The organism is Aliinostoc maniaoense (assembly GCF_058172895.1).
Window position 1 is genome coordinate 1903961 of record NZ_CP187952.1, and the last position, 25519, is coordinate 1929479.

General features: G+C 40.6%; 28 protein-coding genes and 2 pseudogenes. 7 read left to right on the forward strand and 23 right to left on the reverse strand.

From position 1 onward, the window contains the following. Both ACPZ3T_RS08430 and ACPZ3T_RS08435 read right to left on the reverse strand, forming a co-directional pair. Positions 1-525 carry a PEP-CTERM sorting domain-containing protein gene (locus ACPZ3T_RS08430; protein WP_490275195.1) on the reverse strand — a complete coding sequence of 175 codons (525 nt, stop codon included), beginning with the start codon at positions 523-525 and terminating at the stop codon, positions 1-3. Positions 526-743: 218 nt separating this feature from the next. Continuing rightward, positions 744-1094, reverse strand: a pseudogene (locus ACPZ3T_RS08435) (XisI protein). Between ACPZ3T_RS08435 and ACPZ3T_RS08440 the strand changes: the two are divergent. Both ACPZ3T_RS08440 and ACPZ3T_RS08445 read left to right on the forward strand, forming a co-directional pair. Beyond that, positions 1070-1381 (forward strand): annotated as a pseudogene (locus tag ACPZ3T_RS08440) (SWIM zinc finger family protein); the annotation flags it as partial. The pseudogenes ACPZ3T_RS08435 and ACPZ3T_RS08440 sit on opposite strands and share 25 nt — an antisense overlap. Before the next feature lie 281 nt (positions 1382-1662). Then, positions 1663-2433 carry a carbonic anhydrase gene (locus ACPZ3T_RS08445; protein ID WP_490275197.1) on the forward strand — a complete coding sequence of 257 codons (771 nt, stop codon included), beginning with the start codon at positions 1663-1665 and terminating at the stop codon, positions 2431-2433. A gap of 194 nt (positions 2434-2627) precedes the next feature. On the opposite strand, the gene ACPZ3T_RS08450 is transcribed toward ACPZ3T_RS08445, so the two are convergent. Together ACPZ3T_RS08450 and ACPZ3T_RS08455 are read right to left on the reverse strand one after the other, a co-directional pair. Then, positions 2628-4982, reverse strand: coding sequence for an arylsulfatase (locus tag ACPZ3T_RS08450; RefSeq protein ID WP_490275199.1), 2355 nt, complete (start codon positions 4980-4982; stop codon positions 2628-2630). Between the two features lie 150 nt (positions 4983-5132). Continuing rightward, positions 5133-8303 (reverse strand): NACHT C-terminal alpha/beta 1 domain-containing protein, encoded by a 3171-nt coding sequence (locus tag ACPZ3T_RS08455; protein ID WP_490275201.1) that lies wholly within the window; start codon positions 8301-8303, stop codon positions 5133-5135. 156 nt (positions 8304-8459) lie between these two features. Here ACPZ3T_RS08455 and ACPZ3T_RS08460 point away from each other — a divergent pair, with 156 nt between their 5' ends. Next, a complete protein-coding gene (locus tag ACPZ3T_RS08460; protein WP_490275203.1) occupies positions 8460-9143 on the forward strand; it encodes a PD-(D/E)XK nuclease family protein in 684 nt (227 codons plus the stop codon). Positions 9144-9267: 124 nt separating this feature from the next. Here ACPZ3T_RS08460 and ACPZ3T_RS08465 read toward each other — a convergent pair whose 3' ends face one another. After that, positions 9268-10107, reverse strand: a complete 840-nt coding sequence (locus tag ACPZ3T_RS08465) for a bile acid:sodium symporter family protein (RefSeq protein WP_490275205.1) — start codon at positions 10105-10107, stop codon at positions 9268-9270. Positions 10108-10683: 576 nt separating this feature from the next. On the opposite strand from ACPZ3T_RS08465, the gene ACPZ3T_RS08470 reads away from it, so the two are divergent. Next, positions 10684-13134, forward strand: a complete 2451-nt coding sequence (locus tag ACPZ3T_RS08470; RefSeq protein ID WP_490275207.1) for an ATP-dependent helicase — start codon at positions 10684-10686, stop codon at positions 13132-13134. On the opposite strand, the gene ACPZ3T_RS08475 is transcribed toward ACPZ3T_RS08470, so the two are convergent. The 14 genes from ACPZ3T_RS08475 to ACPZ3T_RS08540 all read right to left on the reverse strand — a co-directional run bounded on the left by ACPZ3T_RS08475 (position 13121) and on the right by ACPZ3T_RS08540 (position 21451). Then, the gene (locus tag ACPZ3T_RS08475; RefSeq protein ID WP_490275209.1) at positions 13121-13564 is read right to left on the reverse strand and encodes a type II toxin-antitoxin system VapC family toxin; all 444 of its coding nucleotides are present in this window, start codon (positions 13562-13564) and stop codon (positions 13121-13123) included. The two genes, ACPZ3T_RS08470 and ACPZ3T_RS08475, sit on opposite strands and share 14 nt — an antisense overlap. Then, the gene (locus tag ACPZ3T_RS08480) at positions 13561-13788 is read right to left on the reverse strand and encodes a hypothetical protein (RefSeq protein WP_490275211.1); all 228 of its coding nucleotides are present in this window, start codon (positions 13786-13788) and stop codon (positions 13561-13563) included. The genes ACPZ3T_RS08475 and ACPZ3T_RS08480 overlap by 4 nt, the downstream gene beginning before the upstream one ends. Positions 13789-14064: 276 nt before the next feature. After that, the gene (locus ACPZ3T_RS08485; RefSeq protein ID WP_490275213.1) at positions 14065-14430 is read right to left on the reverse strand and encodes a hypothetical protein; all 366 of its coding nucleotides are present in this window, start codon (positions 14428-14430) and stop codon (positions 14065-14067) included. Beyond that, a complete protein-coding gene (locus ACPZ3T_RS08490; RefSeq protein WP_490275215.1) occupies positions 14427-14903 on the reverse strand; it encodes a hypothetical protein in 477 nt (158 codons plus the stop codon). The genes ACPZ3T_RS08485 and ACPZ3T_RS08490 overlap by 4 nt, the downstream gene beginning before the upstream one ends. Beyond that, complete coding sequence (locus ACPZ3T_RS08495) at positions 14900-15157, reverse strand: hypothetical protein (protein ID WP_490275216.1); 258 nt, start codon at positions 15155-15157, stop codon at positions 14900-14902. The genes ACPZ3T_RS08490 and ACPZ3T_RS08495 overlap by 4 nt, the downstream gene beginning before the upstream one ends. Further along, the gene (locus tag ACPZ3T_RS08500) at positions 15157-15753 is read right to left on the reverse strand and encodes a hypothetical protein (protein WP_490275218.1); all 597 of its coding nucleotides are present in this window, start codon (positions 15751-15753) and stop codon (positions 15157-15159) included. Before ACPZ3T_RS08500 ends, ACPZ3T_RS08495 begins: the two co-directional genes overlap by 1 nt. Positions 15754-15864: 111 nt before the next feature. Next, entirely contained in the window at positions 15865-16680 is an 816-nt protein-coding gene (locus tag ACPZ3T_RS08505) for a hypothetical protein (protein ID WP_490275220.1), read from the reverse strand. Further along, positions 16677-16991, reverse strand: coding sequence for a hypothetical protein (locus ACPZ3T_RS08510; RefSeq protein ID WP_490275222.1), 315 nt, complete (start codon positions 16989-16991; stop codon positions 16677-16679). Before ACPZ3T_RS08510 ends, ACPZ3T_RS08505 begins: the two co-directional genes overlap by 4 nt. Next, the gene (locus ACPZ3T_RS08515; protein ID WP_490275224.1) at positions 16984-17451 is read right to left on the reverse strand and encodes a hypothetical protein; all 468 of its coding nucleotides are present in this window, start codon (positions 17449-17451) and stop codon (positions 16984-16986) included. The genes ACPZ3T_RS08510 and ACPZ3T_RS08515 overlap by 8 nt, the downstream gene beginning before the upstream one ends. Beyond that, positions 17444-19510 carry a collagen-like triple helix repeat-containing protein gene (locus ACPZ3T_RS08520; protein WP_490275226.1) on the reverse strand — a complete coding sequence of 689 codons (2067 nt, stop codon included), beginning with the start codon at positions 19508-19510 and terminating at the stop codon, positions 17444-17446. The genes ACPZ3T_RS08515 and ACPZ3T_RS08520 overlap by 8 nt, the downstream gene beginning before the upstream one ends. Continuing rightward, complete coding sequence (locus ACPZ3T_RS08525) at positions 19503-20078, reverse strand: hypothetical protein (RefSeq protein ID WP_490275228.1); 576 nt, start codon at positions 20076-20078, stop codon at positions 19503-19505. The genes ACPZ3T_RS08520 and ACPZ3T_RS08525 overlap by 8 nt, the downstream gene beginning before the upstream one ends. Beyond that, positions 20078-20725: a hypothetical protein gene (locus ACPZ3T_RS08530; RefSeq protein WP_490275230.1), complete on the reverse strand. Its 648-nt coding sequence runs from the start codon at positions 20723-20725 to the stop codon at positions 20078-20080. The genes ACPZ3T_RS08525 and ACPZ3T_RS08530 overlap by 1 nt, the downstream gene beginning before the upstream one ends. Then, positions 20715-21074, reverse strand: coding sequence for a hypothetical protein (locus ACPZ3T_RS08535; protein ID WP_490275232.1), 360 nt, complete (start codon positions 21072-21074; stop codon positions 20715-20717). Before ACPZ3T_RS08535 ends, ACPZ3T_RS08530 begins: the two co-directional genes overlap by 11 nt. Then, the gene (locus ACPZ3T_RS08540) at positions 21074-21451 is read right to left on the reverse strand and encodes a hypothetical protein (RefSeq protein WP_490275234.1); all 378 of its coding nucleotides are present in this window, start codon (positions 21449-21451) and stop codon (positions 21074-21076) included. Before ACPZ3T_RS08540 ends, ACPZ3T_RS08535 begins: the two co-directional genes overlap by 1 nt. A gap of 173 nt (positions 21452-21624) precedes the next feature. On the opposite strand from ACPZ3T_RS08540, the gene ACPZ3T_RS08545 reads away from it, so the two are divergent. Next, positions 21625-22206, forward strand: a complete 582-nt coding sequence (locus ACPZ3T_RS08545; protein ID WP_490275236.1) for a tyrosine-type recombinase/integrase — start codon at positions 21625-21627, stop codon at positions 22204-22206. Continuing rightward, on the forward strand, positions 22203-22349 hold the full coding sequence (locus ACPZ3T_RS08550) for a hypothetical protein (RefSeq protein ID WP_490275238.1): 147 nt from the start codon (positions 22203-22205) through the stop codon (positions 22347-22349). The genes ACPZ3T_RS08545 and ACPZ3T_RS08550 overlap by 4 nt, the downstream gene beginning before the upstream one ends. Positions 22350-22815: 466 nt before the next feature. On the opposite strand, the gene ACPZ3T_RS08555 is transcribed toward ACPZ3T_RS08550, so the two are convergent. From ACPZ3T_RS08555 to ACPZ3T_RS08570, 4 genes are all read right to left on the reverse strand, one after another. Continuing rightward, a complete protein-coding gene (locus tag ACPZ3T_RS08555) occupies positions 22816-23250 on the reverse strand; it encodes a hypothetical protein (protein WP_490275240.1) in 435 nt (144 codons plus the stop codon). After that, on the reverse strand, positions 23247-23891 hold the full coding sequence (locus tag ACPZ3T_RS08560; RefSeq protein WP_490275241.1) for a hypothetical protein: 645 nt from the start codon (positions 23889-23891) through the stop codon (positions 23247-23249). Before ACPZ3T_RS08560 ends, ACPZ3T_RS08555 begins: the two co-directional genes overlap by 4 nt. A 42-nt stretch (positions 23892-23933) precedes the next feature. After that, positions 23934-24263 carry a hypothetical protein gene (locus ACPZ3T_RS08565; RefSeq protein WP_490275243.1) on the reverse strand — a complete coding sequence of 110 codons (330 nt, stop codon included), beginning with the start codon at positions 24261-24263 and terminating at the stop codon, positions 23934-23936. 132 nt (positions 24264-24395) lie between these two features. After that, positions 24396-24779: a hypothetical protein gene (locus ACPZ3T_RS08570; RefSeq protein ID WP_490275245.1), complete on the reverse strand. Its 384-nt coding sequence runs from the start codon at positions 24777-24779 to the stop codon at positions 24396-24398. A 549-nt stretch (positions 24780-25328) separates the two neighbouring features. Between ACPZ3T_RS08570 and ACPZ3T_RS08575 the strand changes: the two genes are divergently transcribed. Next, the gene (locus ACPZ3T_RS08575; RefSeq protein ID WP_490275247.1) at positions 25329-25511 is read left to right on the forward strand and encodes a hypothetical protein; all 183 of its coding nucleotides are present in this window, start codon (positions 25329-25331) and stop codon (positions 25509-25511) included. Positions 25512-25519 lie beyond the last annotated feature (8 nt).

The following is a 25519-nucleotide window of genomic DNA, read 5'->3' on the forward strand; positions in this document are numbered from 1 at the left end:
TTAAGCAGCTTTTCTGGCTGATTTAACTTGGCGTGATGTTAGCCAGCCGATACTACCAACAGCTAAAATACCAACTAAGGTTGCAGGTTCAGGAATGGGAGTATAAGCAACTGCATCTTCAAAAGCTTGCTCACCAACAATCAAATCATATCCAGCAATTTCATAACTGATAGCTGGATTAATCTTGCTACTAAATATATAAGACAAGCCAATGGGCGAGTTACCTGCAACAGTGGGAAAAACAACAGGACCTAATGTGGGATAGTCAATATCATCTTGTTCTGTATAAATAGTTTTAGGGTCATTGTTGAATGTAAATTTTAATGACTGAACTGGTGCTGTCGGAATAGATTCATCACTAAATGTTGAGTCATCAAAACTAAAATAGCCACTACCATTAAATAAATCAATGGTGACATTGAAGGCATATTTTATATTTGCTGCTGCTGCTATTTGTTGGTTAACACCAGTGAAAATCAAAACTAAACTAGCGGCAGCTAGCGTTAATTTGGGAAGTAATTTCATATGAAGTTAAATGGAGATAGATTACTGCGATCGCTCTTAAATCAATGCTAAGACTGCAATTTATTTTTAAAATCGCAACTCAATGAATTTAAAATAATCAGTTTAAATTTAATTTAATAATAGGTAAATTTTTATATATAGCAATCCTGAATCAGTTGTGAGAAAATACGTAAATAACTTAAAAGCCTACGCTCACCGCTTGCAGGAGCCTAGGTAGTTTACGCCACACCATACCCAGTATGAGGACGCTTATAAGGTGGATGTAACCCTAACACAATTTCTTCTTTTGTCACTCCCATCTCCACCAGTTTCCCGGCTAAATCAACATCCGTCATATTGTGCTGAATCCAGATTTTGCCATTTTTAATATCTATATGAATGAAACACTTATAAATCCGGGTCAAATCTTCTCAACCTATATCTATTAACTGATAATGGTCATGTTCTGTATCAAAAACTAGCTGAGATTCAACATTAGAGTTTCTCTCATCTAAGATAGCTTCTTTTGTTAATAAATCTCGGATACATTGACGATAAAATTCTTTTCTCCCAAATGGGGTTACATTTATTAACGCATAGTAGTAAGGACTTTAAAACTAAATGTTCTTGTCCAGATTATGCTAACCCTTGTAAGCACATAGCTGGGGTTTATTATTTAGTAGCTTCCCAACTTGATAGTAACCCCTTTTTGCTATTTGAGTTAAGGGGGCTTACCAAAACAGAATTACAAACTAAACTAGCTGATTCACCTTTAGGTAAAGCACTATCCACAGTTTTAGATGAACAAGAATTGGCTATCGAACCGAATCAATCTTTTTACACAAAGCCTGAAAAACAAACTGTTAATAATAAGCCAATCAAATAACTAATTGCTGAATCAATTAACTATATCAAATTTTTGTTTTTTATTTTCTAGTAATAGTTGATACAAAAACTTTTGTGAGTTGTGGATGTTTAAAGCTACTCACACTGGTAAAAGAATAACCCTTCAATATACCAGAAAATATTTATTTAATAATTCTGCTAAAGATTAGGGATTTATATTATTACTTTAGGTAGAGAAAAAAATATTAACCAGGGCTGTGTTTGGCAGTAAACTTTTAAAGATTACACATCTCATAGATTAGAGAGAGTAAAATGAGGAGTTTAGACAAGATAACAGTATTTTCAGTAGCTTTGTTGCTCATCAGTGGTACGGTAATTACCAACAACATAGCGATCGCTGACAACCAACTCACACAATGGGGTTATACAGGCCACTTCAGCCCTAAAAATTGGGGATCGCTCTCTCCTGATTACAAAATGTGCGACATCGGCAAAAACCAGTCGCCCATCAATATCACTAATTCAGTAGATGCAAACCTGTCATTGATTGGATTTAATTACAAAGCACCTCCATCGGAAATCCTCAATAATGGCAAGACCATACAGGTGAATGTCGAACCTGGCAGCAGCATTGTGGTGGATGGAGTCACTTATGCACTTAAACAGTACCACTTTCATACACCAAGTGAAAACCACATTGCAGGTAAAGATTTTCCCCTGGAAGCGCACTTTGTTCATGCCGATGCTAACGGCAATCTAGCTGTTGTAGCTGTAATGTTTGAAGAGGGGAAACCTAATGCCCAATTAGCCAAGATTTGGGAAAAGATGCCGATGAAGGCAGGTGAAAATAATGGGCTTAAAGGAGCAGTGAAAGATATTCACAGCCTTCTGCCCCAAAAACAGGAGTATTACCTTTTTAATGGCTCTTTGACAACACCACCATGTTCAGAAGGTGTCAAATGGATGGTGATGAAAGAAGCATTAACGGTTTCAAAAGAGCAGGTAGAAAAATTTTCACAGGCCGTAAATGGAACAAACAATCGCCCGATTCAACCGCAAAATGCACGTACAATCATCAGGTAAACAACTCGCCGCTAAATCGGAGTAACGATTGTAGCGGGAGCTTTATCCCAGATTTCGCAAGCAAGGAAAGAGAGACAATTGTCCTTCTAGTTGACAAGCAATCCGTGGAATTTCGGGCGAGTTTACAACAGTCACCCCAATAGCAGCAATATTATTATGCGGTCGGGGTTCTAAAAGAATGTTTCATCTTGTTGCTACTGTCGTGCCATTATGATACGCATTTCGGCTTCACGGTCTTGAATCAAATCTCCACTAACATCCACTATCAGGCTATGAATCTTGCCCGTAAACTTGAAGGGTGGTTCATAATTGGGTGTTACAGGCGCACCAGGGGCTACCCCACAGGTCACACCACTGGTTAGACCTAGTGCTAAGGGAGTAGTTACAGGCACATTCACTTGCCCAACTAATTTCCCATCGATATAAAGTTTGGCGTGACCAGGAGATCCTTTCCCCTTCGCTAAATCTGGCTGACCCGTCACTTCAAACTCAAAACGTAACTCGTGCCGACCCTCCGAGATTAATGAAAAAGACTCGACATGGTAGAGCGATCGCCCTACATAATTATGAACCCAGTGCAGTTTAGCATCTTTGACATAGAAGGAGTAGCCACTATCATTACCGCCGTGAGCAAGTAATACTCCTTGTGCGCCACCTCTAGGAATTTCTACATCTGCTGTAATACTGTGGGAACGATTGAGCAACTTGACAGCACAATTGGCTGGTATTGGCTGAGTATCAGGGTAGTAAGTATAGAGGCTACGATTGACAGCAATCTGAGGACGTTCTTGTGCTAATCGTTGTACACCCCTGCCATCCACAGGTAACACATTGTATTTACCCGCCTCTACATACCAAGTGGCAATCATCTCAATCAACTTGGGGCGGTTGTCTGTAGCAATGTTGTGATTTTCGGCAAAATCCTGAGCAACGTGATACAGTTCCCAATGATGAGTATCTAACTCTGTCAAAGTTTCCGCCGAGATAGGCGCACCAAAAAACCCATCTGCTTCTGTAAATGAGGGGCCAGGCCAAGGACAAACAGCCCGCCAACCATCATGGTAAAGCGAACGATGTCCCATCATCTCAAAATATTGCGTCAAGTGCTTAGTGGGTGCATTACTATTATTAAAAGTATGGGCAAAGCTGACACCTTCAATGGGGGATTGAGTGACACCCCTAATAGTTGTTGGTGGCTCAATTTCTAATAATTCAAGTACCGTTGGTACTAAGTCAATGGCGTGGGCATACTGAGTACGGATTTCACCTTTTGCCTCAATACCTTGAGTCCAATGAACTATCAACGGGTCACTGATACCACCTCGATAAGTTTCCCGTTTCCAGCGACGAAAAGGTGTATTACCTGCCCAAGTCCAGCCCCAAGCATAATGGTTGAAGGTTTCTGGGCTACCCAGTTTATCCAATGCGTTGAGGTTTTCTTCTAAAGACTCTGGCACATTGTTAAAAAATAGATTTTCATTAACTGAACCAGTTGGCCCACCTTCAGAACTTGCCCCATTGTCTGAGATGACCATAATTAGAGTATTATCGAACTCACCAATAGTTTTGAGGAAATCGAGTAAGCGACCGACGTGATAGTCAGTATGGGTGAGAAATCCAGCAAAGACTTCCATCATCCGGGCATAAAGCCGTTTTTCTGCTGTTGAGAGAGAATCCCAGTATGCAACATCGGGGTCATGACGCGATAGTTCTGCGTTAGCGGGGACAATACCCATTTGCTGCTGACGAGCAAAAACCTTTTCCCTGTAAGCTTCCCAACCATCATCAAATTGTCCAGCGTAGGCATCAGCCCATTCTTTCGGCACATGATGAGGGGCGTGCATCGCCCCAGGACAGAAATACATGAAAAAGGGTTTGTTGGGGGCAACCTGCTTGGCATCAGCAATAAAGCTAATTGCCTTGTCTACTAAGTCTGCGGTCAAATGATAGCCTTGTGCGGGGGTCTTTTCTGGTTGAACGGTGTGGTTATCATAAACCAAATCTGGATAATACTGGTGAGTTTCTCCGCCGAGAAAACCATAAAAACGTTCAAAACCACGACCGAGAGGCCAACGGTCATAGGGGCCAGCCGCAGATATTTGGTCTGCCGGGGTTAAATGCCATTTGCCGATCGCATAAGTGTTATAGCCTTTGTGTAGTAATATCTCTGAGAGAAACCCATTCTCAAAGGGAATATTCCCATTGCTACCTGGATAACCAGTAGACCCTTCTGTAATGCAGGCCATAGCGTTGGAATGGTGATTGCGCCCAGTGAGAAGACAAGAGCGGGTGGGTGAACACAACGCCGTCGTGTGTAAATTGTTATAGCGCAAGCCATTGGCAGCTAGTGTGTCTAGGTTGGGTGTGTTGATGGGACTGCCGTAGCACCCAAATTGCCCAAAGCCTGTATCATCAAAGACGATAAATAACACGTTTGGTAAGCCTTCTTTGGCTCGCAAAGGTTCTGGCCAAGCCGGACTGGATTTATCAACTGTCCGGCCGATGACTCCAGGGAAAGTAGTTCCGGGTTTGTATTCACGCAGAGACATAAATCTGACCTCTTGAGAATATTTAATTGTTAACAAAAAGCCCGAAATTCTATATCTTCTTTAGGACAGGTTTAAAATCAGCAACGTTGCAAAAGGTCTGGTGATTTGATACGATATCCCAGACCGTGCATGGTTTCATCTTTGATTGTTTTACCCTATTTCATTAATCCAATGTTGAATAACATTGAGTAAGTTTGGTTGATTGGGAAAACCTTTTAATGGTGCGTCTAGAGGTTGTTCTGTGATAAAGGCAATATGTAAGACATCTGTGAGTTTATTGCAGAATTTGATCATTTCTTGATTGGGTTCGCAGTTGTTGATAATTAAGGCTATGTTTTCGGTTTGTAGATGTTTTTTAATTTGGGGAATTTTGCTTTTTAGTTGAGGTGCGTTGTTTATTTGGGGAATTTCTGGATTTTCGGGACAAGCTGTTAAGTAAATTTGGTTGCAAATTTCTTGAGCTATTGCGCTAATGTCTGTTTCGTTTTGGAGGGTTTTTAGGTTGAGGGTAAGGGGATATGTTTTGTTTGTGGGTTGGAGTTGGGAAAGGTGGGAATGAATATCTGTAAATTGGTTTTCTAGGTTGTGAAGCGATTCACCGTGCCAAGCGCGGTAAAATTCAGGATATTTCATATTTTGGGCGCAATGCCATATAACTTTATAGCAATTGTAATAAAGAGTAAAATCATTTTCTTCAATATCAGGTGATAGTTTATCTTTTAAAGTTTTAACTACAGTTTTGCAATCTTCATTGTTGGTAAGAATCTGTATAAGTTTATCACTAGCAGAATAACAGGCTTCTAAATTAATATGTTCAGTATAATTACAAATAATATTAATCAGTTCTTCCACTGTATCTGGATATTCTGAATTGATTTCTAGTAAATGATTTTGAATTTCAATATTAGAGTTATTAGGCATCAGTTCTAATAAGAAGAGATTGGATTCTCTTACTACAAAACTATTTTCACTTTTTTGCATATTTATTAAACTTTTTATAGCTTCATCAAAATAATTATGATCAAGTTTTGCTAAACTATAAGCAGCCTTACAACTACTACTAGCATTATGATTATAAGACATTATTTTTAATAAAGTTTCGGTTGCTTCTGATTTGTAATCAGATGATATTTTAGCTAAGGAAGTAGCGGCTAAAACCTTGGTGAGATTGTCAGTCACTGTACTTATGAGATTTCTAAGTACATAAATTGCTTGTTGGTTTTCTTTAGCAATATTAGCTAAGCTTTCAACCGCTTGATAATGAATACTACTGGTTTGATATTGTGTTGCATTTTTTGTACTGGTATAGATTAGGGAAATTAAAGTATCTATAGCTTCAGAGTTATATTTTCCGATTTGTCCTAAACCCCAAGCACATATATGATGTATACCTCCATTCGTGGTATTTCTAATTTGTTTGACTAGCAAATTGATAGCTAAGTCACTATCTGTTTCTAATAGTATGCTTCTGGCTATTCCTGCTCTATTGTCATGAGATATTTGCCATTCTTGCGTATCTGGATCTAAATATCCAAATCCTACATTAATGAGCCAAGATAGAAATTTTTCAGCAAACTTACTATTAAATTCTGCTAACCCTATTGCAGCTAGATAATAAGCCTTATACTGATAAATGATGCCACATCCATCCTCAAATGTACCTAATTCATAAATCAACGCTTCTTTTTGATTTTCATTTACATTATGATGACCTAACCACAGTAAAAAAACTTCCTTCCACTGTGTTTCAAAGATACGGTATATTCCTTTTTTTGGATTATTAGGAACATGATTTAAAAAATAACGCCAATCATGATAATAATAAATAGCTAAAGCTGCAAAATATTCCTGAAAATTAGGGTGAAAGAAAGCATAAACAGGTTCATCACTTCTTGCATCTCTATCTACCAAATTCAACCAACCTACATTACGAGCTAAATCAAATAAATCTTGACCCATTTCTTTAACTGCAAAACTTTCTTTTAGTCGAAATCTAGATCCCTCGTTAATTCCTGCTAAAGCTAATTTACCTAATGCTTGATGTAATTCTTGTTCTAAAGTATAGTTGAAATTCTGAGGTAATAACTTACGTTTCCAATCATAAAAATGCCGAGTGTATAAACCAAAAAGCTCTGCTTTAGTTTCTGGTAAATCACTATATTTATTGTTATCAAAAATCTGACACAATAAAGATAACCTCAAAGGATTGGTAACTAATTCATAAATACGCTCTTTTCCTGGTTGTCGTAATTTTGCCTTTAGTTCCTCACCTTCCTGAATTTTATTATCAAATTTAAACCATTCTTCAATAAATTTATCAATATCTTCAGGTGTAAATTCTTGTGTTTTATAGGTATCAAAACTAGGTAATTCATTGTTAGTAAGACTTGCATCCCAAACATTTAACCGACAAGTTAAAATTACCCGCGCTTTTCCTAACCAGTCTGTTAATGCTTGAGAAATTTTATTTAATGCTGCTGTTGGTGAAGATTCCCCCATTTCATCAACACCATCTAACAACAACCAAACACCACCTTTATAAAATCGCGTTTTTAGCTGTTCCTCTATTTCTGAAGTAGGAGTAATATCAACTAATCTCATTGTGTCAGGTAGCCATTTTTTGAGAATATATTCCTCTAATGTCATACCTTGCAAACTACCAAGAGATATAACAATGGGTAAGTCTTTATTTTCATTTTTGATATATGAAGCAATAGCACTTAATAAAGTGGTTTTACCTGCTCCCGGTTCTCCAACTATAGCAATATGCTTGTTTTTTCCCGCAGGATTTTGATTTATTACCTGTTCCAGAAAATCATTATGTTCGTAAATTTTAGCAATGACTTCCTTTTGTAACTGATAAACGTCTCTTCTATCAACATTCTCATCTCGTCGTTGTTGGTGTTTGCGTTCGACTAAACCCAGTGGAACAGGTGTAAACTCTAACTCAAAACCCATTTCAGAAGCATTTTTTCTGATCTGTTTTTGCTGATATTCTAGTTTTGTGTGGCAAATTTTTAGCCAATCAATTTCTAAATTATTATCCTGATTCCACTCTTTTGGATCAATAACTTCTAATGGATCTAAATTCAAAGCACCAGTAATCCAAATAACATGATTTCGCCTAATTGATTTTCCTGAAAGGAAACGTTTAACTGTACTGAGACTTGATCCAGACCGTGTTACTAGGTCTTCTTGTGTCCAACCTTTTTTATCCTGTTTTTCGGGCTTTTCTAACTCAGCCATTCTGTTTTTAACTTTCTCTAACCCCTCTGAACTTGCTGAAAAGCTATCGTCACGAGATTTACCTGCTGTATTCATGGGTAATCAGTAATATTTAAAACACCAATAACATCATAGTAAATTTTTAATCATGTGAACAGTTCAAAATAGTTCACTTCAATCTGAATTGTTCTGCTCTGGATTATTAGTTGCAATCTAAATATTCTCAAATCATCAACCTAAAGACAACGCATTATGAATACTCTAAAAAACAACCTTCTCCCCCACTATTACGGTAAACTTGCAAGAGAAAACGGAATCGGATATCTCGAAGATAGTCGCGGTATTAGACTTCCTAGCATTACCTCAATCTTGAAAGCTACTAAACCTCCAGCAGAAAAAGCACAACTCGCAAAATGGCGACAAAAAGTAGGTAATTTTGAAGCTAATAGAATTACTCAAGAATCAAAACAAAGGGGTATTCTCATTCATCAACAGGTTAAAAATTACTTTTTAGGTGAGCCTATTATTTGCCATGAATTTATAAAACCTTATTGGCATAATCTATTACCAACATTGGAAAATATTCATAATATCAGATTAATTGAAGCTAATCTGTTTCATTACTATCTGGGTTATGCTGGCAGAGTTGACTGTGTGGCTAATTATTGCAATATTCCCTGTGTGATTGAATTTAAAACCGCAGAACGCATAAAACCTCTTTATGATGAACCTTTACAACTTGCGGCTTATTGCGGTGCTGTCAATCGTCAATATGGATTAAGAATTAACAATGCTTTGGTAATTGTCACCACTCCAGATGAAGCAATTGTACATTGGTTACAACCTAAAGACGTGATGGAAAAATGGCATCAATGGGAAAAAATAGCCAACACATTTTGGCCAAACGATGGTACTAATGATAAAATATCAGCCTAAAAAATTCTCACACATAGAGCATTGGTAAACTTACGAGGTTTGCGGAGTAGGATTTATGGCGTTGCATAAGTCTTGGATGGAAAAGAAAATTTTCTGGATTGACGGGTGGCTGACTCATAACGAGTTAGTTTTCTTGGGGTAATCCGGCTAATCTGCGTTTATTCCAGATTGAGTAGGGAACACCTACAAAGGCTCCCAAAATTAAGTAAGCCACCAGCGTCGGCATCACCTGCTGCTGTACATCATTCAAAATAGCGATAAACAAAGCTAAACCAAAATTGCGAGCAATACAAAAAATCGCCAAGGTAGATTGGGTATCATCATCGAGTCTGCCTAAAGCGTGTCCAATTCCTAGAGAGGCAATCACCATAATTGCGATCGCTCCGAGTGGTAATACCCAAAGCTTGTACAACAATGGTAGTCCGAAGATACACGCCAAAATAACCAGCCCGAAAAAGAGACTATCAGCCATCAAAGTTAAGGGTTGGGCTATTTTTTGAGCAAATGTAGGAGCGAATTTGTTGATGAAAAGACCGAGACTCACAGGCAATATTTGCACCATCATTACTTGTCGGGCAACATCTAAAATTGCCACTTTTTGCGAAATATCCGCAAATAAGATGGCAAAAATTGCCAAGGTAGAGGGAGTCACAAAAACCGCAAGTATTGCTAGGGTAAGCTGAAGATTTGCTGCATAACCTAAGTTGCCTCCAGCAATTTGCGATCGCTTTGTGCTTAGAGGCGCACCTGGAGCAGCTGCCAATAAAGCTAATCCTATCGTCACTTCCGGCGGTAAGTGAAAAAATTTCATCAGCACAATCACCTCTAGAGGAACAAGCAGCGACACGGTTAGAAGCGCACGCAATACTAAGGCAGGTTTTCGCCAGAAGGAGAGGATATTCTCAACAGAGAGTTTGCTCCCTAGTGCTAACATCAGAAAAAAAATAGTGATTGTAACGAGCATCAGAATTAGAGCGATGCCTTCGGCAAAGCTTCTCTACGAGACGCTACGCGAACGTTAACGCTCTCAATATTCTTCGTCGCAATGGTTATCATTCCATCACAATTGCTCAAAGATTTCTCTCTCAGGATATTGACAAACTACTTCATCTTGTGGAATGAAACAGCCCTGCCACCAACGCGTACCACTAATTGAAATGTGCCATTTCAATCTATTGGGGGACTCAGACTAGGGTGTTGACTTTGTTAGTTTTTAGTAAATATGTACCATGTACTTTGTGTTTCGTTAAAAGCCAAGCCATTACAAGGTTTTAGCCATTGTGGAAACCGACAAAAAAGTGCATGAACCACACCCCAAAAAAGCCACAGAGTCAACACCCTAGACTCAGACCCCCGGATTTTATCTACAAGGATTGGGGGAACAGTTCGTTCCTCGCTGTTCCCCCAACCCTGTTCCTCCAACCCTTCTTGTTGAAAGAATTAGATAAATTAGTTTAGAGATATTTATTGAAATTTCTCTCACTCTCTGCGCCTCCGCGTCTCTGCGTGCAATAAAATCATTTCCCTCTCCTCTACGCCCATGCCTGACACTAATTTTACTGCTACTGCTCCACTGACATCTGAAGTTTCATCAGTTGCAATTTTACAAGAGAAAATTTTAGCTATTCGCAAGACTTTGCGCCCTGGACAGCAACAAATGGCTGATTGGCAATCTGGGCCACTGGCTGTTTCTGCTGTTCCTGGTGCTGGTAAATCTACGGGGATGGCGGCGGCTGCGGCGATCGCAATTGCTCGGCAATATCAAAATGCTGCCCAGTCACGGGCTTCTGCTCGTCGTCAATTGGTGGTAGTAACTTTTACACGTTCTGCGGCTGCTAATATTAAGTTAAAAATCCGCGACTATCTCAAGCAGTTATCTTTACCGCAAACGGGTTTTGCTGTTTATACTTTGCATGGTTTGGCGTTAAATATTGCTAGTCGTCACCCTGATTTATCGGGTTTAGAGTTAGAAAGTGTCACCCTCATTACCCCTAACCAAAGTCACCGCTTCATCCGCACCGCCGTAGAACAATGGATTGCAACTCATCCCAGATTGTATTCTCAATTACTAGAAGGTCAGCAATTTGACGGTGAAGAAACAGAAAGGTTACGTCGTCAGTCGGTGTTAAGAACTGAAGTTTTACCAGACTTAGCCACTACCGTCATTCATGAAGCCAAAAGTTCTGGTATCCCTCCTGCTAAACTGCGGGAATGGAGCGAACAAACCACAGACGCGTATGAAATTTTAACCATCGCCGCCGGATTGTATGAGGAATATCAAAACCTCATGCGATCGCGTGATTTCATCGACTACGATGACATGATTTTAGCAGCCCTCCGCGTCCTAGAAAACGACAGCGCGCGCCGTATCGAGCAAAACCAAGTTTTCGCCGTCTTTGAAGACGAAGCCCAGGATTCCAGCCCCTTGCAGACGCAGTTATTAGAGATTTTGGCGGGTGACGTAGAAGCAGGGGGGCAGGGGAGCAGGGGGCAGGGAGCAGGGGGAGACAAGGTAGACAAGGTAGACAAGGTAGACAAGGTAGAAATATTTACTCCAATGCCCAATGCCCCATGCCCGATGCCCCATGCCCAATTTCCAATAAATCTCATCCGTGTTGGTGATCCTAACCAAGCCATTAACTCGACTTTTACACCGGCTGACCCAATTTATTTTCGGGAGTTTTGCCAAGGGTGCGATCGCTCTGGTAGATTGGCAACAATGGATCAAGCTGGTCGTAGTACCCAGATAATTATTGAAGCGGCTAATTTTGCGCTGCAATGGGTAAATAGTTCCTATGGGGCTAAAAGTCAAAAGTCTCCTCAACTTCCCAGCCCCTTTAGTCTGCAAATGATTCGTCCTGTTCACCAAGTTGATGTCAACCCGCCGGCAGTCGGTAGAGGTTTGGAAATCTATACACCGCGTGATATTCATCACACAGTTGAATTGCTAGGCAAGAGGGTGATTGAGCTATTAACTCAAGATAGAACTAAAAGCGCGGCGGTGTTAGTGCGTGAAAATCGCCAAGGTCGTTGGTTATCACAAGCACTAGAACCACTGTGTAAGGAGCATAACATTAATATATTTGATGTGGGAGAAAGCGATCGCCGTTCTCATGTTCCCCAGGAAATATTAGCACTGTTGCAATTTTGCGATCGCCCCCATTCTCCCGACTACCTCAAAACCGCTTTAGAGGTATTGGTACAGCGTCAACTTATCCCTACCCAAGACCTCAACGCCTTAGCCAGTCTCCCAGAAGAATTTCTCTATCCGAGTCCCCTAGCCGCAACCCAGCCAGAACCAGTCCAAAAAGCTGCCCACCTCTGCCGTAGTTTATTGCGCGCCCGTTTGGAATTACCGTTATATCAGCTAATTTCTTTCTTGGCTTTGACCTTAAATTATGACCAAGCCGAACTAGCCACAGCCGACAAACTCTCAGAACGAGTCAACAAGCAAATCGCTGTGAATAACTCAATGGGGTCAATGCTTTCTGTGTTAAGTGAAATTGTCAGTTCCGAACGCTTTGAACCAGTGGAAACAGAAGATATCGAAAAGCGTTACACCCGCGAAGGTCAATTAACAATTATCACCATGCACAAAGCCAAAGGGTTAGATTGGCACTATGTATTTCTGCCCTTCCTACATGAAAACCTGATTCCTGGTAGATTCTGGGTTCTACCCCAAAGCCAATTTTTAGGTGACTTTACCTTATCAGAAGTAGCCCGCGCCCAAATTCGCGCCGCCCTCCACGGTGAAGCCAGCATCCCCGAAGTTACTCAAGCCTGGGAGCAAGCCAAACACCTAAAAACAGCCGAGGAGTATCGTTTACTTTATGTAGCGATGACGAGAGCCAAACAATTATTATGGATGTCTGCGGCACAAAAAGCCCCCTTTACCTGGAGTAAACCAGAAAACTTACAAGAACAAGCCCCCTGTCCAGTGTTTTCGGCTTTGAAGCGTCAGTTTCCTGAATCTGTGGTTAGGGGTTTATAGGTTTTGACGTATCAGGAAGTAACCAATTTTCAATCGTTAAATTATGAAAAAACTCAAAATCAGCAACATTATTAGTTACCAAAATTAAATTATTACAGTAAGCAATACTCGCAATTTGACCATCTACAAAAGCGGGGGTTTTGCCAATTTTGGATAATCTAGCCCTTTCTTGGGCGTGCCATTTGGCTGCCTTTAAATCGTAGGGTATGACTGGTAAATTTAATACTGATTCCTGAATATAATTCCAAAGAGCTTCTCGCCGTTTAGATTCCGGCAATCGCAAACAGCCGTGTAAAATTTCATGAACAACAACACTAGAGACGGCCAATTCTGATTTATGAATATCTAGTTTATACAAAACATTAGTATTAGGAATAGGGCGTGCTGGCTCTGACAGAATGTTGGTATCAAGTAAGTATTTCAAGCTCATAGATTAATTTCTCTGCCCACACTGCGATCTCGTAGGTCAGCGAAATCATCATCAGTAAAGATAATACCCTCGCTTTCGATGACACTTCTAAATTTTTGTAATCCCTGCCAAAAATTATCCCCTCTAGATTCCTCCTTTTTTTTACTGAGGAACTCAAACAAATAGTCCTGTTCTGCTTTTGGTAAACTTTCAATAGAATTAATAATTTCTTGTAAAGTCATCATAAAACCTCATTAATCAATTAAATAAATTCTATTGGACTATCTAGACTAAAATGTTGCTTTATGGATTTATTGTGGGATAAGCTCTCTAGCCAGTCCAGTGGGGCCAAAATTCCCACACTACAAGATTTATATTGGTGAACTATATATACTACATATTCCCCAACCGCAATGCCCCATGCCCCATGCCCCATTCCCCATGCCCCATTCCCAATGCCCAAAATATAACTTAAATGCAACTTTGGCCAAGAAAAATTGCTAGAGTGAATCCCCAGCGAGTTAAAACTGATCGTCCCGGATCTGAAAATTCGACTCCTTACCGAGAAACCCGGCTATCTGCTTAATCCAGTTAGCCAAGCGGTTAAATTTATGCTCAATTCGCTTATCGGTATCATTTAGCCGATATTCGAGAAACTGTTTTTTCTCGCTATATTCAGTCAAATGTACATCTATTTTTTTCTCAGTGGTGTACAGCCGATCTACAAAATTTTCTTTTAGATGATCAATCGCTGTTAGTAAATCATTCTCTACTTTGGCAATCCGAGCATTAATATTAGATTCGATTTGGGCTAATCGGTAAATCGCCCCCACCACAGTTAAAAGCCCTATAAGAATAGTGAGAGCGTTGTTAATATCAATCTTCATAGTGAATCAATTTTTGATTCAATGCGTGTTAATGTCGGTTGGATATCCTGAGTTAATAATTGCTCAACAGAGTCATAATCAATACCGATATATTTCCAAACGATGAGACTGACGCTAGTAAACCATTTGGGAACATCGAACGAGATAGCATAGTTAGGCGTTAACTTAGGAAAAGTAATCAGCTTGATTCTGTTAAGAAAAATCTTGCGCGTAGAGACTTCATCAGCTTCTGGAGTTCCCCCAACAGTCAAGCCTAAATTAAATTCTTGGTGAAGATAACCCGCAAAATTCCAGCTTCGCCCCTCTGGAATTTCTGTTGTAATGTAGACTGCTAAAACGTGAGCATCTATCAAAACGGGAACTGTGATTTTAGGAATAACGGCATGAACAGTAGGGGTAATCCAAACCGCCGCAACTGAAGTGTTATATATTTGTTCCCAGTTGTCGGCGTTGCTTAGTTGTAAAGTTCTCACGTTCGCCTCATTAGTAAAGCCATGTGATCCTCAACTTCGCCAACAAAGCCATAAGGGTTAATGCCGTAATGATCTAACAGTTCAAAGTATGTGTAATCGTCTAATTGCCCTTTCAGCCATTGATCAGCCGATTCATTAACTTTCAGCATTCCTTGAACTGTAGATTCATCCGCATCCCAATCAACAGAAACAGTCAGTAAATCCCCAATGTCTTGAGGAATCCATAGTGAATTATTGTCGGATGCGATAGACATTACACACCTTCTGGAACGAAACGATAACGGCTCGCAGCAGCGTTATCAGAGCCAGTAAATAAGCCAATAAATGCTGGCTTTTCTTTAATGGCTTGGACTACGCTGTCATAAGTATCAGCCGCCAGCTTTTTACCAAAATTAGCGGTAACAGAATCATTTTCGTGTCTAAAGTATTTTCTGCCTGTGATTCTAGATGATTCTTTAGTCTCAGCAGTCTGTACCCTTTGTATAATTGTTACTTTTGCAAATTTGAATTTTTTCGCACTTTCTAAGATATTCGGTGTGGTAAGTGCAGCTACTTCTTGAGTGCTAAAGGTGTATTCATCAACAATACCTTTGAGCGTGGTAGCTAACGCAGCACCTCTACCATTTTGAGTGGCACTGAGTAAACGGGTAGGAAGATAAACAAGTGATGCGCCACTGGCATCAAACGGGATAATATACCCAGGAACTCGTTCTGCTTTTGCCCGGTTCGCCGGAGTTGTAATTGCGGCGTAAGCGGCCTGTCTAGCTTCAGTATCTTTTTGCAGCCATTGCATATACCTAGCGTGATCCTGAGCCAATTTCACACCACGACTAATATCTGAATAAGCCATATTATTTTTTGTTGAGTTTTATGTACAATCCAACCATAGCAATGGTTTTTGATTGGTTTTTACCAGTGGGAAGTTAACTTGTCGAAAAAATTTTTACTTGATAAAAAACCATTACACATTTTCTAGTGCGTTGCGTAGTCGTCTACCAACAGAGACTAAATTAACCGGCTTGACTCGTCCTGGAATAATTAATTGAGCATGGGTAAACTTCACGTCAGCAGTCGGGCGTTGTCGAAATTTTTCTGTAGACTTCCCGTAAATTATATGAGTTCCTGGATTGGTGGGAAATTCTTTAGTATTTTCTATAAATTGAAAATTGTTATCACTGTAAGTCTTATCAACAATTTTTAATACACTTTGTACTGTACTAATCCCTTCACTTTTAGATATACATAATAAACGTAAATCAAAACCATTCTCCAAGTCTAAATAAGTGCATTTATATTTACCTTTCTTCCAAATTAATGGCGGTGTAGCAAATTCCGCTTTAATTTCACGGGCGTATTCTGCTGCATCAGTTGGCATAATAGTTGCAGCAGTTCTGTTCATGATTCTAAAGCTGATTTCACCCCGCACTTGCTCTGTGCCGTCACTATGTTTTGTGATGTCATAAGGTTCTTTAAAATACAGTTTGATTTGTGGTCTAAACTTGGTTTCTCTTTGAAATTCCTGTACAGGTATACCGTAAATTGGGGCTTGAACTGATTGCAGTCGGCCAGCCGTCACCTCAAATAACCACATTCTCATGAGGGTCATTGTTGATGTGTCTTCATCCTTCATGGTGCAAGCGTGACGCAATCCCTCTTTCGGGGTTTCGATACTATTTTCTTTTTGATTGTTGAAGTATTGCGCGACGGCTTTATTGTGCCAGCGTCGGAGGGTATCTTGCAAAAATTCCCATTCATTAAAATTCTCTGGTAGGGTCATGTTAAACCCCCTATAAGCTTCATTAAGTCGTCATAAGTATCTTGAGAAATTTTCACCCCTCCGACATCAGCCACAAACCTAGAAAACTTAAACATTCCATTTTCTATTTTTTCTGTAGTGCCTGTGTAGTGCTTAACTTTATAGACAGGGATATCAAGGCTTGGGGTTTTAACTACTCCTAAAAATTCCTCTACTGTTCTAGTTGCTGGAGTTGCAGAGTTTTTATAGACATTGAGAATTACAGAGTCAATCAACTCACGCTTTCTTCTGTCTTCCTCTGCCTTTAATTGCGCTTCCGAAAGTTTATTCATCTGGATTTAAATCCCCCTGTAATGCTTCTGTTAAATAAGCAAGGGTTCGGTTTAAATATTCGTCCAGGTAGTCTAACCGTAGATTTTGACCCGTGAAGGTTAAAGTAACAGTTGGAGCTAATTCGGATCTATCGACTTGAATTAAACATTCCCCCTCTGGAGTTGTACCAAAAGCCCCCACAACATTAGGAATGGGGACTGTATTCAACCCTGCTATCGGGTTGACATCACTGTTGACTGAATTTAATAAATAGTTAAATAATCGGTTAAATGTTGCTATAGCAAAGGCTAGCTTTACTCCGGTAACACTGATTTCAAAGGTACAAAATCTCCCCCCTGTTTCCGCTATTCCATTAATAGAAATTGCATCGAAATTAGTAAAAGTGTTGAACTTTAAAAAGACTTCCGGTAAGTCGGATTTTAGCTTTGTAGTGGTTGTAGTTTCGCCTGTGTTAACCATTGGGTGTGGGGTTCTCCTCTATTTCATCGGGTTCTAGGTCAGCTTCTACCATTTCCTGTCCGACAGATGCTAGTTTGCTGGCTTCTACTTGGGTTTTAATATTGACTGCTTCTGGAACAGTAGGACTTGGTTTACTGCCTTCGTCACCTTTTAAATTTTTATCAAGGTCAGCTTTTAATGTTCCTAGTTGACCAATTGTTTCTTTGACGCTTAATGTTTCACTAGCCACGCTATTAACGTGACTAACTACAGTTTCAGCAGTTTCTAAACCAGTAAAAAATCTGTTTTGAAAATTGGGTTGAGGGTTCATGAAGTTGTAAGCTTTATCGCTAACTTCGCCCCAAATCCTAAGAGCATTTCCTATCTTGGCGACATTACCGCCAACTACTTGTAATGCGTTGATAATGCTTTGTCCTATAGATTGAACAGCATTTAATAAGTTGGCTGATGCTTGATAAATTCTGCTGGCTCTATTCCATGTATCGGAAGCCGCTTTAAATTGTGCTTCTCCTATTACTCCAATAACTAAACCTTTAATAGCGTTATTTATTAACACGCCTGTCCCAACTTCTTCGCCTTGGGCATTTTTAATGTTGATTCCAAACACCTTAAGAACTACGTCAACTGTTGCAAAAAGAGTTTCACCCAAACTACGGCTTAACATCAGCGCATTATGTATGGTCGTAGCTAAAATCAGGTAATTACTAATAGCTTGGGTTAATTGATTGTTTGCTATGCTATTCACCGCCCCGCTAATACCATTTTTAAGCTGACTACCAAGCTTAGTATTAATACCGTTTACCGTGTTTGTTAGATTCGCAATACCTAAACCATTTAAAAAGTTAGAGAGATTATTAAAACCATTTTGAATGGTATTGTTAGTTTGATTGTGGAGGTTGTGGAGACACCCTCCCGGTTTTGTTGTGCTACAAGTTCCAGTAGCGGCGGCTTGTGTAGCTTGCGAATAGCTCAAGGGGGCTGGTCTTGCCACTAGTGCAGGAATAAATGCTGCGTTGGTAGCGATTTGTTTTAATAAAGCCTTCGATTGTGCGTCCATCTCTGCATCTTGTCCTTTTTCGCCCTTTTCACCTTTCTGGCCTCTTAAACCTTGGAAACCTCTTGCACCCCTTAAGCCTTGTAAGCCTATCTCCCCTCTTTGCCCCATCGCTCCGGGGATGCCCTGTATTCCCTGTATCCCCTGCAATCCTCTTTCACCGCGATCGCCTTTTTCACCTTTACGCCCGGCTGGGATGCTACGAGCAACTCTCATTGCTTCATCGGCTGTATCTATCGCTCTTCTAGCTGTGATAACTGCCGTATTTCCAATTCCTAATGCGTTTTCGGCTGTTGCTGTCGCAGTTGTCGCCATTACTCTGGCTTGATCAGCCGCACTGATTGCGGTGTTAGCTCTAACAGCAGCTTCCCTCGCTTGTTCCCCAGCTTGCCTAGCGAGTGATTGAGCATCAGCAGCTGTAGAGATTGCTTTGTTAGCTACTTCTATCGCTCTATCTGCCTTGGTTCTGGCATCTCCTGCGACAGCTTCGGCATTTCCAGCCTTGAACAATGCTTGATTAGCCGTGCTATCAGCCTTATTCGCTGTACCATTAGCACTGTTGGCAGTAGATTGGGCGTTTTCAGCAATTGCCCTAACTCCTGCAATGGCATTAATTAGCCGTGAAAAATCATTATTAAACCCTGCCAAGCCTCTTTCTACAGCATCAATACGCCGGCCTAAAATTTCAATTCCTGCGATAGAAATTAATATTGCTGCGATCGCGGCTGCTAATGCTGCGACTTTTGCGGCGGCTGCTGCTGCTGTAGATGCGGCGGTGGCGGCGGCTTTCATGGCTGCATTTGCTAGGGCTACCGCGCTATCAATAGATTGCAATAATGGGGCTAATTTAGTAGCAATTAATGTTAATACGGCTGGGATGATTAAAGCTTCCGCTTCTGCTACAGATGCTTTAATTATTCGCCGTTCATCAACAGGCTTAATCTTGGCGATTTCAGCACGTAAAGCCGCTAATTCTGCCCTAATCTCATTACAGCAATCAGCCATTGTTAATTCTCCTGATTGCTGATGTTGCAGCTGCTATTCCTTGCCTAATTTCATTGCAAGGTATACAGCAGTAGCCGGGATACTCAGGGCATTTACATTCAATAGTTCCTGGGGGGCAATTCCCACAAATTACTGTATAACTAATCTCTGTATCGCTTCTATCAGAAAATATTTTTACCCCATCATGTAAAATCCTGATTGCATAATCTTGCGGGGGAATTGGCGGCGGACACCCTCTAGATTTATCTATCTCTACAATCGGGCTAGACAACGGATACCAAACTGAATAACTTCCGTCTGGTTGTGGGTTGTCCCATTCGGGATTACCACAACTCCAAAACTGAATTTCAGAGTTATTGTTTTGAGTACGATAATTGATTACTGTTTGCTCACCACCGTTTGCATATTTGATAGTAAATCCTTCAGCGTTGTAATCTTCGCCTTTGTCGTTTTTTTTGACTCTATCTAAAATCACTTCAATCGGAGCAACTTTAGATTGATAAATTTGTTTACCTTTGGATTGAGAGTAATATTCAACTCTTGGCTTATCGCCTTCATTGCAAAACATTAATAGATGTACTCCCCATATAGTTCTATTTCACCAAGGCATAAATAATAAAAACTATTGCTATTTACGCCTGTCTGTAAAATCCTGAAATGTTTGTAATGGGTGTTAGAAGTAACAGGAATACTCAGCCATTGAGATGCTGCATTAATAGTTGTGTTGTTAACTTGTGTATCAATGTCTTCCCAGTTAACATCATCATTACTTCCCTGGAATTTCCAGTTTCTAAGATAGTGCTGTGTAGTGTTTCTATTCCTTAGTGAGTAATAACTAGGTTTTAACGTGCCAGAAATAAGGAAAACTTTAACCCAACTATTTAAGGCACTCGGTGTATAAAATTCATCTGCTATTCTATTTGTTAGATTTGCCACGCTACCCGCACCAGTTGCACTAGCTGAGATTACAACAGAAGTATTTTGAGGATTGGTGAACGAAACAGTATTTTTGTTAGTACCTAGATAATAAAATAAGCCATTTGTGTCTCCGTCTGATTGATAACTTAAAACCTCTGTGTTTTGGGTTTCTGTTGCGAAATAAGCTTTTAAATCAAAAGCTTTTATTTTTCTAGTTGTTCCTGTTTCTGCATCCCAGCAAAGTATAAAATCATTATCTGTAATTTCTGATATTTCGGGAAATTCGTTAATCTTCATGTTGAGTATTTTTTAAAATAACTAATGTATTTCTAATGCAAAGTGCATTATTGGATTTAACAAACCTGTTGTTCCAATGTAATATTTTCAAATTTTCAAAAGCTTCTGAATTATCAAATTCAATGGGATTATTATTCTCGTCAGTTATTTGCTGATAGTTATCATCTTCTAAGTAACCTGAAAAATTCCTAATAGCATTTAACAAGAGTGCTATCAACAAGGACTCAGCCGTGTTACTAAGCATGGGGGTTAAGCTTGGTAAATCGGCTTTATGAATAACCAATTGAGTGTCATCCTGACTCGCATTTTCACCGAAAATTTGAGCCAGGGTTAAGGGTAGAAGTGTCATTAATAATCGTCTGGATCTATTGCTGTACTTCCGGCTGGTTTATCCATTGCCACGGTTAGCGTATCTTGGCGATAAGTCGCATCACCACGGCTTACAAACGATGGGAGAAAACCGTTACTGATAACAACGCTTTGGTCGCTGTTAGAGTCTTGATTTGTTTGTGTAAGATACTGTTGCGCCTTCAAAAGAATTGCAATTAACAATGATTCAGCCGTATTGGTGGCGGATACTGTTAAACCAGCATCGACTAAATCAGCTTTGGTAATGGTTAAAGTTGTCGCATCTTGTACAGCGTTTGCGCCAAATACTTGAACTAATGTAGGTTCTGCCATATTTCGGATTTTTGATGTAGTGAATAAATCCGTTTTAGTCTGCATTTAAGAATTAGTAAATCTTCCAGTTTTATGTAAAAGCAGAACAATTGCTGAGGACGTAAAAGTATTGATACAGCTAGGATTGATGCACTTTTAGCTGATAGCTAAAAATAAAAATATTCCGATTTAACTTATCACCTTGGTTAAACCGGAATATCAAAAGAGGAAAATTAAAGATGAAAAATAATAGGTGTGGGCAAGCATCTATTCTTACCGACGCTGAATATTCTAAGCTACGACGGCAATTAAAAACTCAAAAATATAAGTTGCTTCTAGATTTAGCTTGGTATACGGGGGAACGATGGGGGGCAATTGTTCAGCTGAAGGTAAGCGATGTTTACAACAGCGATGGTTCACCTCGTGACACTATCACTTTTAGATCATCGACTCGCAAGCGTCGGCCTGATGGTAGCCGGGAAACTCGCCAAGTGCCTGTACATCCCGTTTTGAATGAGTCTTTAGCTTCTTACTCACCACCGGGGGATAGTGTCTGGTTGTTTCCTAGCCGGGACGGTGAAAAGTCGATGACTTGGCGTAATGCCTATGACATTTTGCACCGGGCTTGTGAAAAGGCCGGTTTTTCAGCTAAGGGTATCAGCACTCATTCCACCCGCCGCAGCTTTATAACTAAGCTGCACCGTAACGGTACAAGTCCTTACACGATTAAGAAAATTACCGGACATCGTGATTTTAAGGCTTTGGAGCGTTACATCGATGTTGATGTTGACCAAATTAGAGGAGCGATCGCCACACTATGAATGAACTAATTAATGATTTTTATGTCCAATTCCAACTGGGACGCTATGATCAACCCTATGACTTAGCAAAAGCACTTGAAGAACTTGCTGATAAGGCTTGGGATGAAGCCGAGAAACTATACCCGCAATCTATGATTCCGTGACATAGTGGAGTCTCAGAAGATTTTAAAGCGTTTATTTATGGAAGATGCGATCGCCTTTCAACAGCCGCGATCGCTATTTTTTTTGTTTATAGTTGTAGCTATTAAGTTTTAAAAGTTCTAAAAGGTTTAATTAGCAGCGACCGCGCCGACTAACGCGATCGCTATTTTTTTGTGAGTAAAATTAGACAACAGTAATTTCCTGATCTAGCGATCGCGTTTTGGTGATTTACGCGATCGCATTTTTATAACCTTAATGCCACCTACTATCAATAATATTTTTGCGATAAAAGACTTCTTATTGATAAATGAACGAAAAATCAATACTTTGAACCCCATGTTATAGGCCCACAGCTTCGCGCCGGGAATCAATAATATTATTGAGAATGCTTGACACTAGGGGTATTGGGCATGGGGCATTGGGCATAGGGGACAGGGGGGCAGGGGGGCAGGGGGACATCTCCGAACATTAACCCCGAACATTACGCCAGGAGTGAATAATTTTCTCAATCTCCCTTGGTGATTTCCCAGCCGCGATCGCAATTTCAATTTCTTGTTTCCTGGCAATTGCGATCGCGCTTTTGACATTACCACCGGGTATATGAACATGGTGCAGCTTCCGCCCTGACATCCACAGGTAACGGTAATAATGATGTTCTTTCCCGTAACGAATCACGGTGTACTTTTCTACCCAGTGATTGTGTTCTGGAGCAGATTTAATTGTATCGGTTGTTGCTTGCTCCAGAACATTAGAATAAGGTTTTAATGCTCCCTTAGTTTGCTCCAGAACAGTGTGTGTATTTTTCTGCTGAGTATCTATTTCATCCCAATACGAATCGTAATTAGGGGGTAGGGAATGGGGGGTAGTGAACTGTTGCAGGTCGAATAATGATTGTTGTTTCATAATCCACCCCAAGCCATCATGTCTTCCCAGTAACGCCACTCTAGGCAATCAATCAGCCATCCTTGAGGGTTACGTATTCGCTCTTGGGCTGATCGCAATTTGTAAACCCCAATAGCTAACAGCACATCATCAAGTGAGTAGTTGAAGATTTTGGCAGGTTTTTCAGGGTGATAAAAGATACCTGCTTCAGAACAGACTGCGAGAATCTCCTCACGGGAAGCTGTGTCATTAGAGGAATTGCTGCTGCTGTTAGGGGTGTCATCGGCTGATTGCGGGTTTGAGGGTCGTGAATCGCAATTTTGATGTCGATGGCGTAAATTTTTTTTCGGGTTGAGCCAATCAAGGGGACGTGTAACTATTCGTACAATTCGCCACGTAAATTGTTTGACTATCTGCACCACTCGACAATCAACGAGTTGGGCTAGGGCATCTTTGAGGGTTGGTCTGGTGTATCCTTTGCCCCGGTGCTTTTCTACCCATTGGTTAAATTCTTTCAGGTCTGGTTCTTGCTCATCCCCGATTCCCTGGCGGATTAGCCATTGCCACAGGAGTTTGGCGGCGGGGGTGAGTTTGTTTTCGAGACAGTAAGCGTCATGTGCTTCTGTCCACTGGGTATTTTGTAATTTTGGCTTTCCTGTCATAATCCGAGTAGATAGATGCAAGCCACCCGGTTCAGGGTGGTTTTAACTGCGTCGGCGATCGCGCTCCAGGTCGTGAATAACTTTCTCTAAGTACCAGTTATCTGACTGACCGGGATTTTTTCGCCTCTGTTGTGCTAAAAGTCGCTTGGCGGTGGGAACGTCACCTTTGAGCAAGGTGAGTAAATCGCTTTGTAAGTATCTGTTTCTGGGGTCGGTGCGGTATGAATGGGAGACTCTCCCCTGTGGTCTGCGATTCCACTTGCAAATAAACGCTTGCCACTCGCAACGAACATACTGAAATATGTTGATCAAGGCGACTATGCAGTAATAAATAATCAGAAGATTGAGGAGTAGTTGAATTAGAATTTCCATAGGAATTGAAAGGTAGATGTTCAATTCCACTATGCGAGGAATGTTACCTTAAACACATCGGTAAAGCCTCGCATTTCAATCTTCACGGTTATTTCATAAATCAAAACCGCCCTCACCCATAGGTGGGACGGTTTAAGGCTGTTCTTCTATTTCACCTAAAAGCTTAGTCAGAAGGTTTTCTAACTGTTGCATTCCTTCAATGACTTGGCTACGGTGTAATTCATTTTCTTGTAATCTTGCTTCCAGTCGTTCTTTGTGAGCATCTACATAATTTAAGTGAGCCTGTTGCAACTCTTGGAGTTGCTTAAGGATTTTCCCAATAGTTCCCTGTCCTCCAATAATATTTTCTTCTCTAGTTGAATTTCGCCCCTCGCTATTTGTGTCAAGAACTTCGTTCTGCTCAATCCCATTTGTTGAGCTTTCGTTTGCAACGCTTCCCAGTCCTGAACATTCATTCTCAATGTTGCGTTGACTGTCTTTCTCTCTTGATTTTCGTTTTGCATCCTTGGCCATCATATTCGACTCCTCAATTATTGCACGTGCTTATTCCGGGAGTATGCACGTGCATTTAGTCAGTACCCCTTGACTTATGTTTTTGCACGTGCAATTAATAATAACAGTTCCAATGTATCACGTGCAAAAAAACTGATACTTTAAACACGCTCCCCCCTCACCCTTGCCGATGTGCCTGTGAGGGCAAATTCAGGAGCAAGCACCCACGCCTAGACCTTGCGTGGAAACACCCTCAGCCAAAAGTCACCTGTCAGTGATCAGTCATTGGTCATTGGTAATTAGTCATGGGAGTTTCCCCACTCCCCACACCCCTACACCCGGCGCATTCACTTCACCATCGCGCCACAGATTTTGTTGTTTAGTAAAGGAGAAACAATTTAGACGCAAATCGAACCGACCACACACCATTTTTTATAGGTTTAATAGGTTTTCGCCGGAGATGCCCCCGGCGATTCCTTACGTAGATAAACACTTGATAGCTCGCACACACCAGCACTTGCCAGGTGTACACCTCGTGCTGGTGATTTTTTCAAAATTCAGGAGATTTAATAGATGTCTTACCGCGACGAAATTAGACCTTGGGCAATTTTCCAATACTTGCCCAACGGCAACAATATCTGCGTTGCTCGTCTTCGCACGCGCACTGATGCTGATGCCTACATGAGCATTCTGCGCCAGGGAGGGGGGAGCTTTGCAGTAGTTTTCGACCACCAACCCAAGCCAGAAGTTGTTTAAGGATAACT

Excerpts from the sequence above, each read along its gene's own strand:
- ACPZ3T_RS08430 (WP_490275195.1), bottom strand. The coding sequence starts at position 525 with ATGAAATTACTTCCCAAATTAACGCTAGCTGCCGCTAGTTTAGTTTTG.
- ACPZ3T_RS08445 (WP_490275197.1), top strand. The coding sequence starts at position 1,663 with ATGAGGAGTTTAGACAAGATAACAGTATTTTCAGTAGCTTTGTTGCTC.
- ACPZ3T_RS08450 (WP_490275199.1), bottom strand. The coding sequence starts at position 4,982 with ATGTCTCTGCGTGAATACAAACCCGGAACTACTTTCCCTGGAGTCATC.
- ACPZ3T_RS08455 (WP_490275201.1), bottom strand. The coding sequence starts at position 8,303 with ATGAATACAGCAGGTAAATCTCGTGACGATAGCTTTTCAGCAAGTTCA.
- ACPZ3T_RS08460 (WP_490275203.1), top strand. The coding sequence starts at position 8,460 with ATGAATACTCTAAAAAACAACCTTCTCCCCCACTATTACGGTAAACTT.
- ACPZ3T_RS08465 (WP_490275205.1), bottom strand. The coding sequence starts at position 10,107 with ATGCTCGTTACAATCACTATTTTTTTTCTGATGTTAGCACTAGGGAGC.
- ACPZ3T_RS08470 (WP_490275207.1), top strand. The coding sequence starts at position 10,684 with ATGCCTGACACTAATTTTACTGCTACTGCTCCACTGACATCTGAAGTT.
- ACPZ3T_RS08475 (WP_490275209.1), bottom strand. The coding sequence starts at position 13,564 with ATGAGCTTGAAATACTTACTTGATACCAACATTCTGTCAGAGCCAGCA.
- ACPZ3T_RS08480 (WP_490275211.1), bottom strand. The coding sequence starts at position 13,788 with ATGATGACTTTACAAGAAATTATTAATTCTATTGAAAGTTTACCAAAA.
- ACPZ3T_RS08485 (WP_490275213.1), bottom strand. The coding sequence starts at position 14,430 with ATGAAGATTGATATTAACAACGCTCTCACTATTCTTATAGGGCTTTTA.
- ACPZ3T_RS08495 (WP_490275216.1), bottom strand. The coding sequence starts at position 15,157 with ATGTCTATCGCATCCGACAATAATTCACTATGGATTCCTCAAGACATT.
- ACPZ3T_RS08500 (WP_490275218.1), bottom strand. The coding sequence starts at position 15,753 with ATGGCTTATTCAGATATTAGTCGTGGTGTGAAATTGGCTCAGGATCAC.
- ACPZ3T_RS08505 (WP_490275220.1), bottom strand. The coding sequence starts at position 16,680 with ATGACCCTACCAGAGAATTTTAATGAATGGGAATTTTTGCAAGATACC.
- ACPZ3T_RS08510 (WP_490275222.1), bottom strand. The coding sequence starts at position 16,991 with ATGAATAAACTTTCGGAAGCGCAATTAAAGGCAGAGGAAGACAGAAGA.
- ACPZ3T_RS08515 (WP_490275224.1), bottom strand. The coding sequence starts at position 17,451 with ATGGTTAACACAGGCGAAACTACAACCACTACAAAGCTAAAATCCGAC.
- ACPZ3T_RS08520 (WP_490275226.1), bottom strand. The coding sequence starts at position 19,510 with ATGGCTGATTGCTGTAATGAGATTAGGGCAGAATTAGCGGCTTTACGT.
- ACPZ3T_RS08525 (WP_490275228.1), bottom strand. The coding sequence starts at position 20,078 with ATGTTTTGCAATGAAGGCGATAAGCCAAGAGTTGAATATTACTCTCAA.
- ACPZ3T_RS08530 (WP_490275230.1), bottom strand. The coding sequence starts at position 20,725 with ATGAAGATTAACGAATTTCCCGAAATATCAGAAATTACAGATAATGAT.
- ACPZ3T_RS08535 (WP_490275232.1), bottom strand. The coding sequence starts at position 21,074 with ATGACACTTCTACCCTTAACCCTGGCTCAAATTTTCGGTGAAAATGCG.
- ACPZ3T_RS08540 (WP_490275234.1), bottom strand. The coding sequence starts at position 21,451 with ATGCAGACTAAAACGGATTTATTCACTACATCAAAAATCCGAAATATG.
- ACPZ3T_RS08545 (WP_490275236.1), top strand. The coding sequence starts at position 21,625 with ATGAAAAATAATAGGTGTGGGCAAGCATCTATTCTTACCGACGCTGAA.
- ACPZ3T_RS08550 (WP_490275238.1), top strand. The coding sequence starts at position 22,203 with ATGAATGAACTAATTAATGATTTTTATGTCCAATTCCAACTGGGACGC.
- ACPZ3T_RS08555 (WP_490275240.1), bottom strand. The coding sequence starts at position 23,250 with ATGAAACAACAATCATTATTCGACCTGCAACAGTTCACTACCCCCCAT.
- ACPZ3T_RS08560 (WP_490275241.1), bottom strand. The coding sequence starts at position 23,891 with ATGACAGGAAAGCCAAAATTACAAAATACCCAGTGGACAGAAGCACAT.
- ACPZ3T_RS08565 (WP_490275243.1), bottom strand. The coding sequence starts at position 24,263 with ATGGAAATTCTAATTCAACTACTCCTCAATCTTCTGATTATTTATTAC.
- ACPZ3T_RS08570 (WP_490275245.1), bottom strand. The coding sequence starts at position 24,779 with ATGATGGCCAAGGATGCAAAACGAAAATCAAGAGAGAAAGACAGTCAA.
- ACPZ3T_RS08575 (WP_490275247.1), top strand. The coding sequence starts at position 25,329 with ATGTCTTACCGCGACGAAATTAGACCTTGGGCAATTTTCCAATACTTG.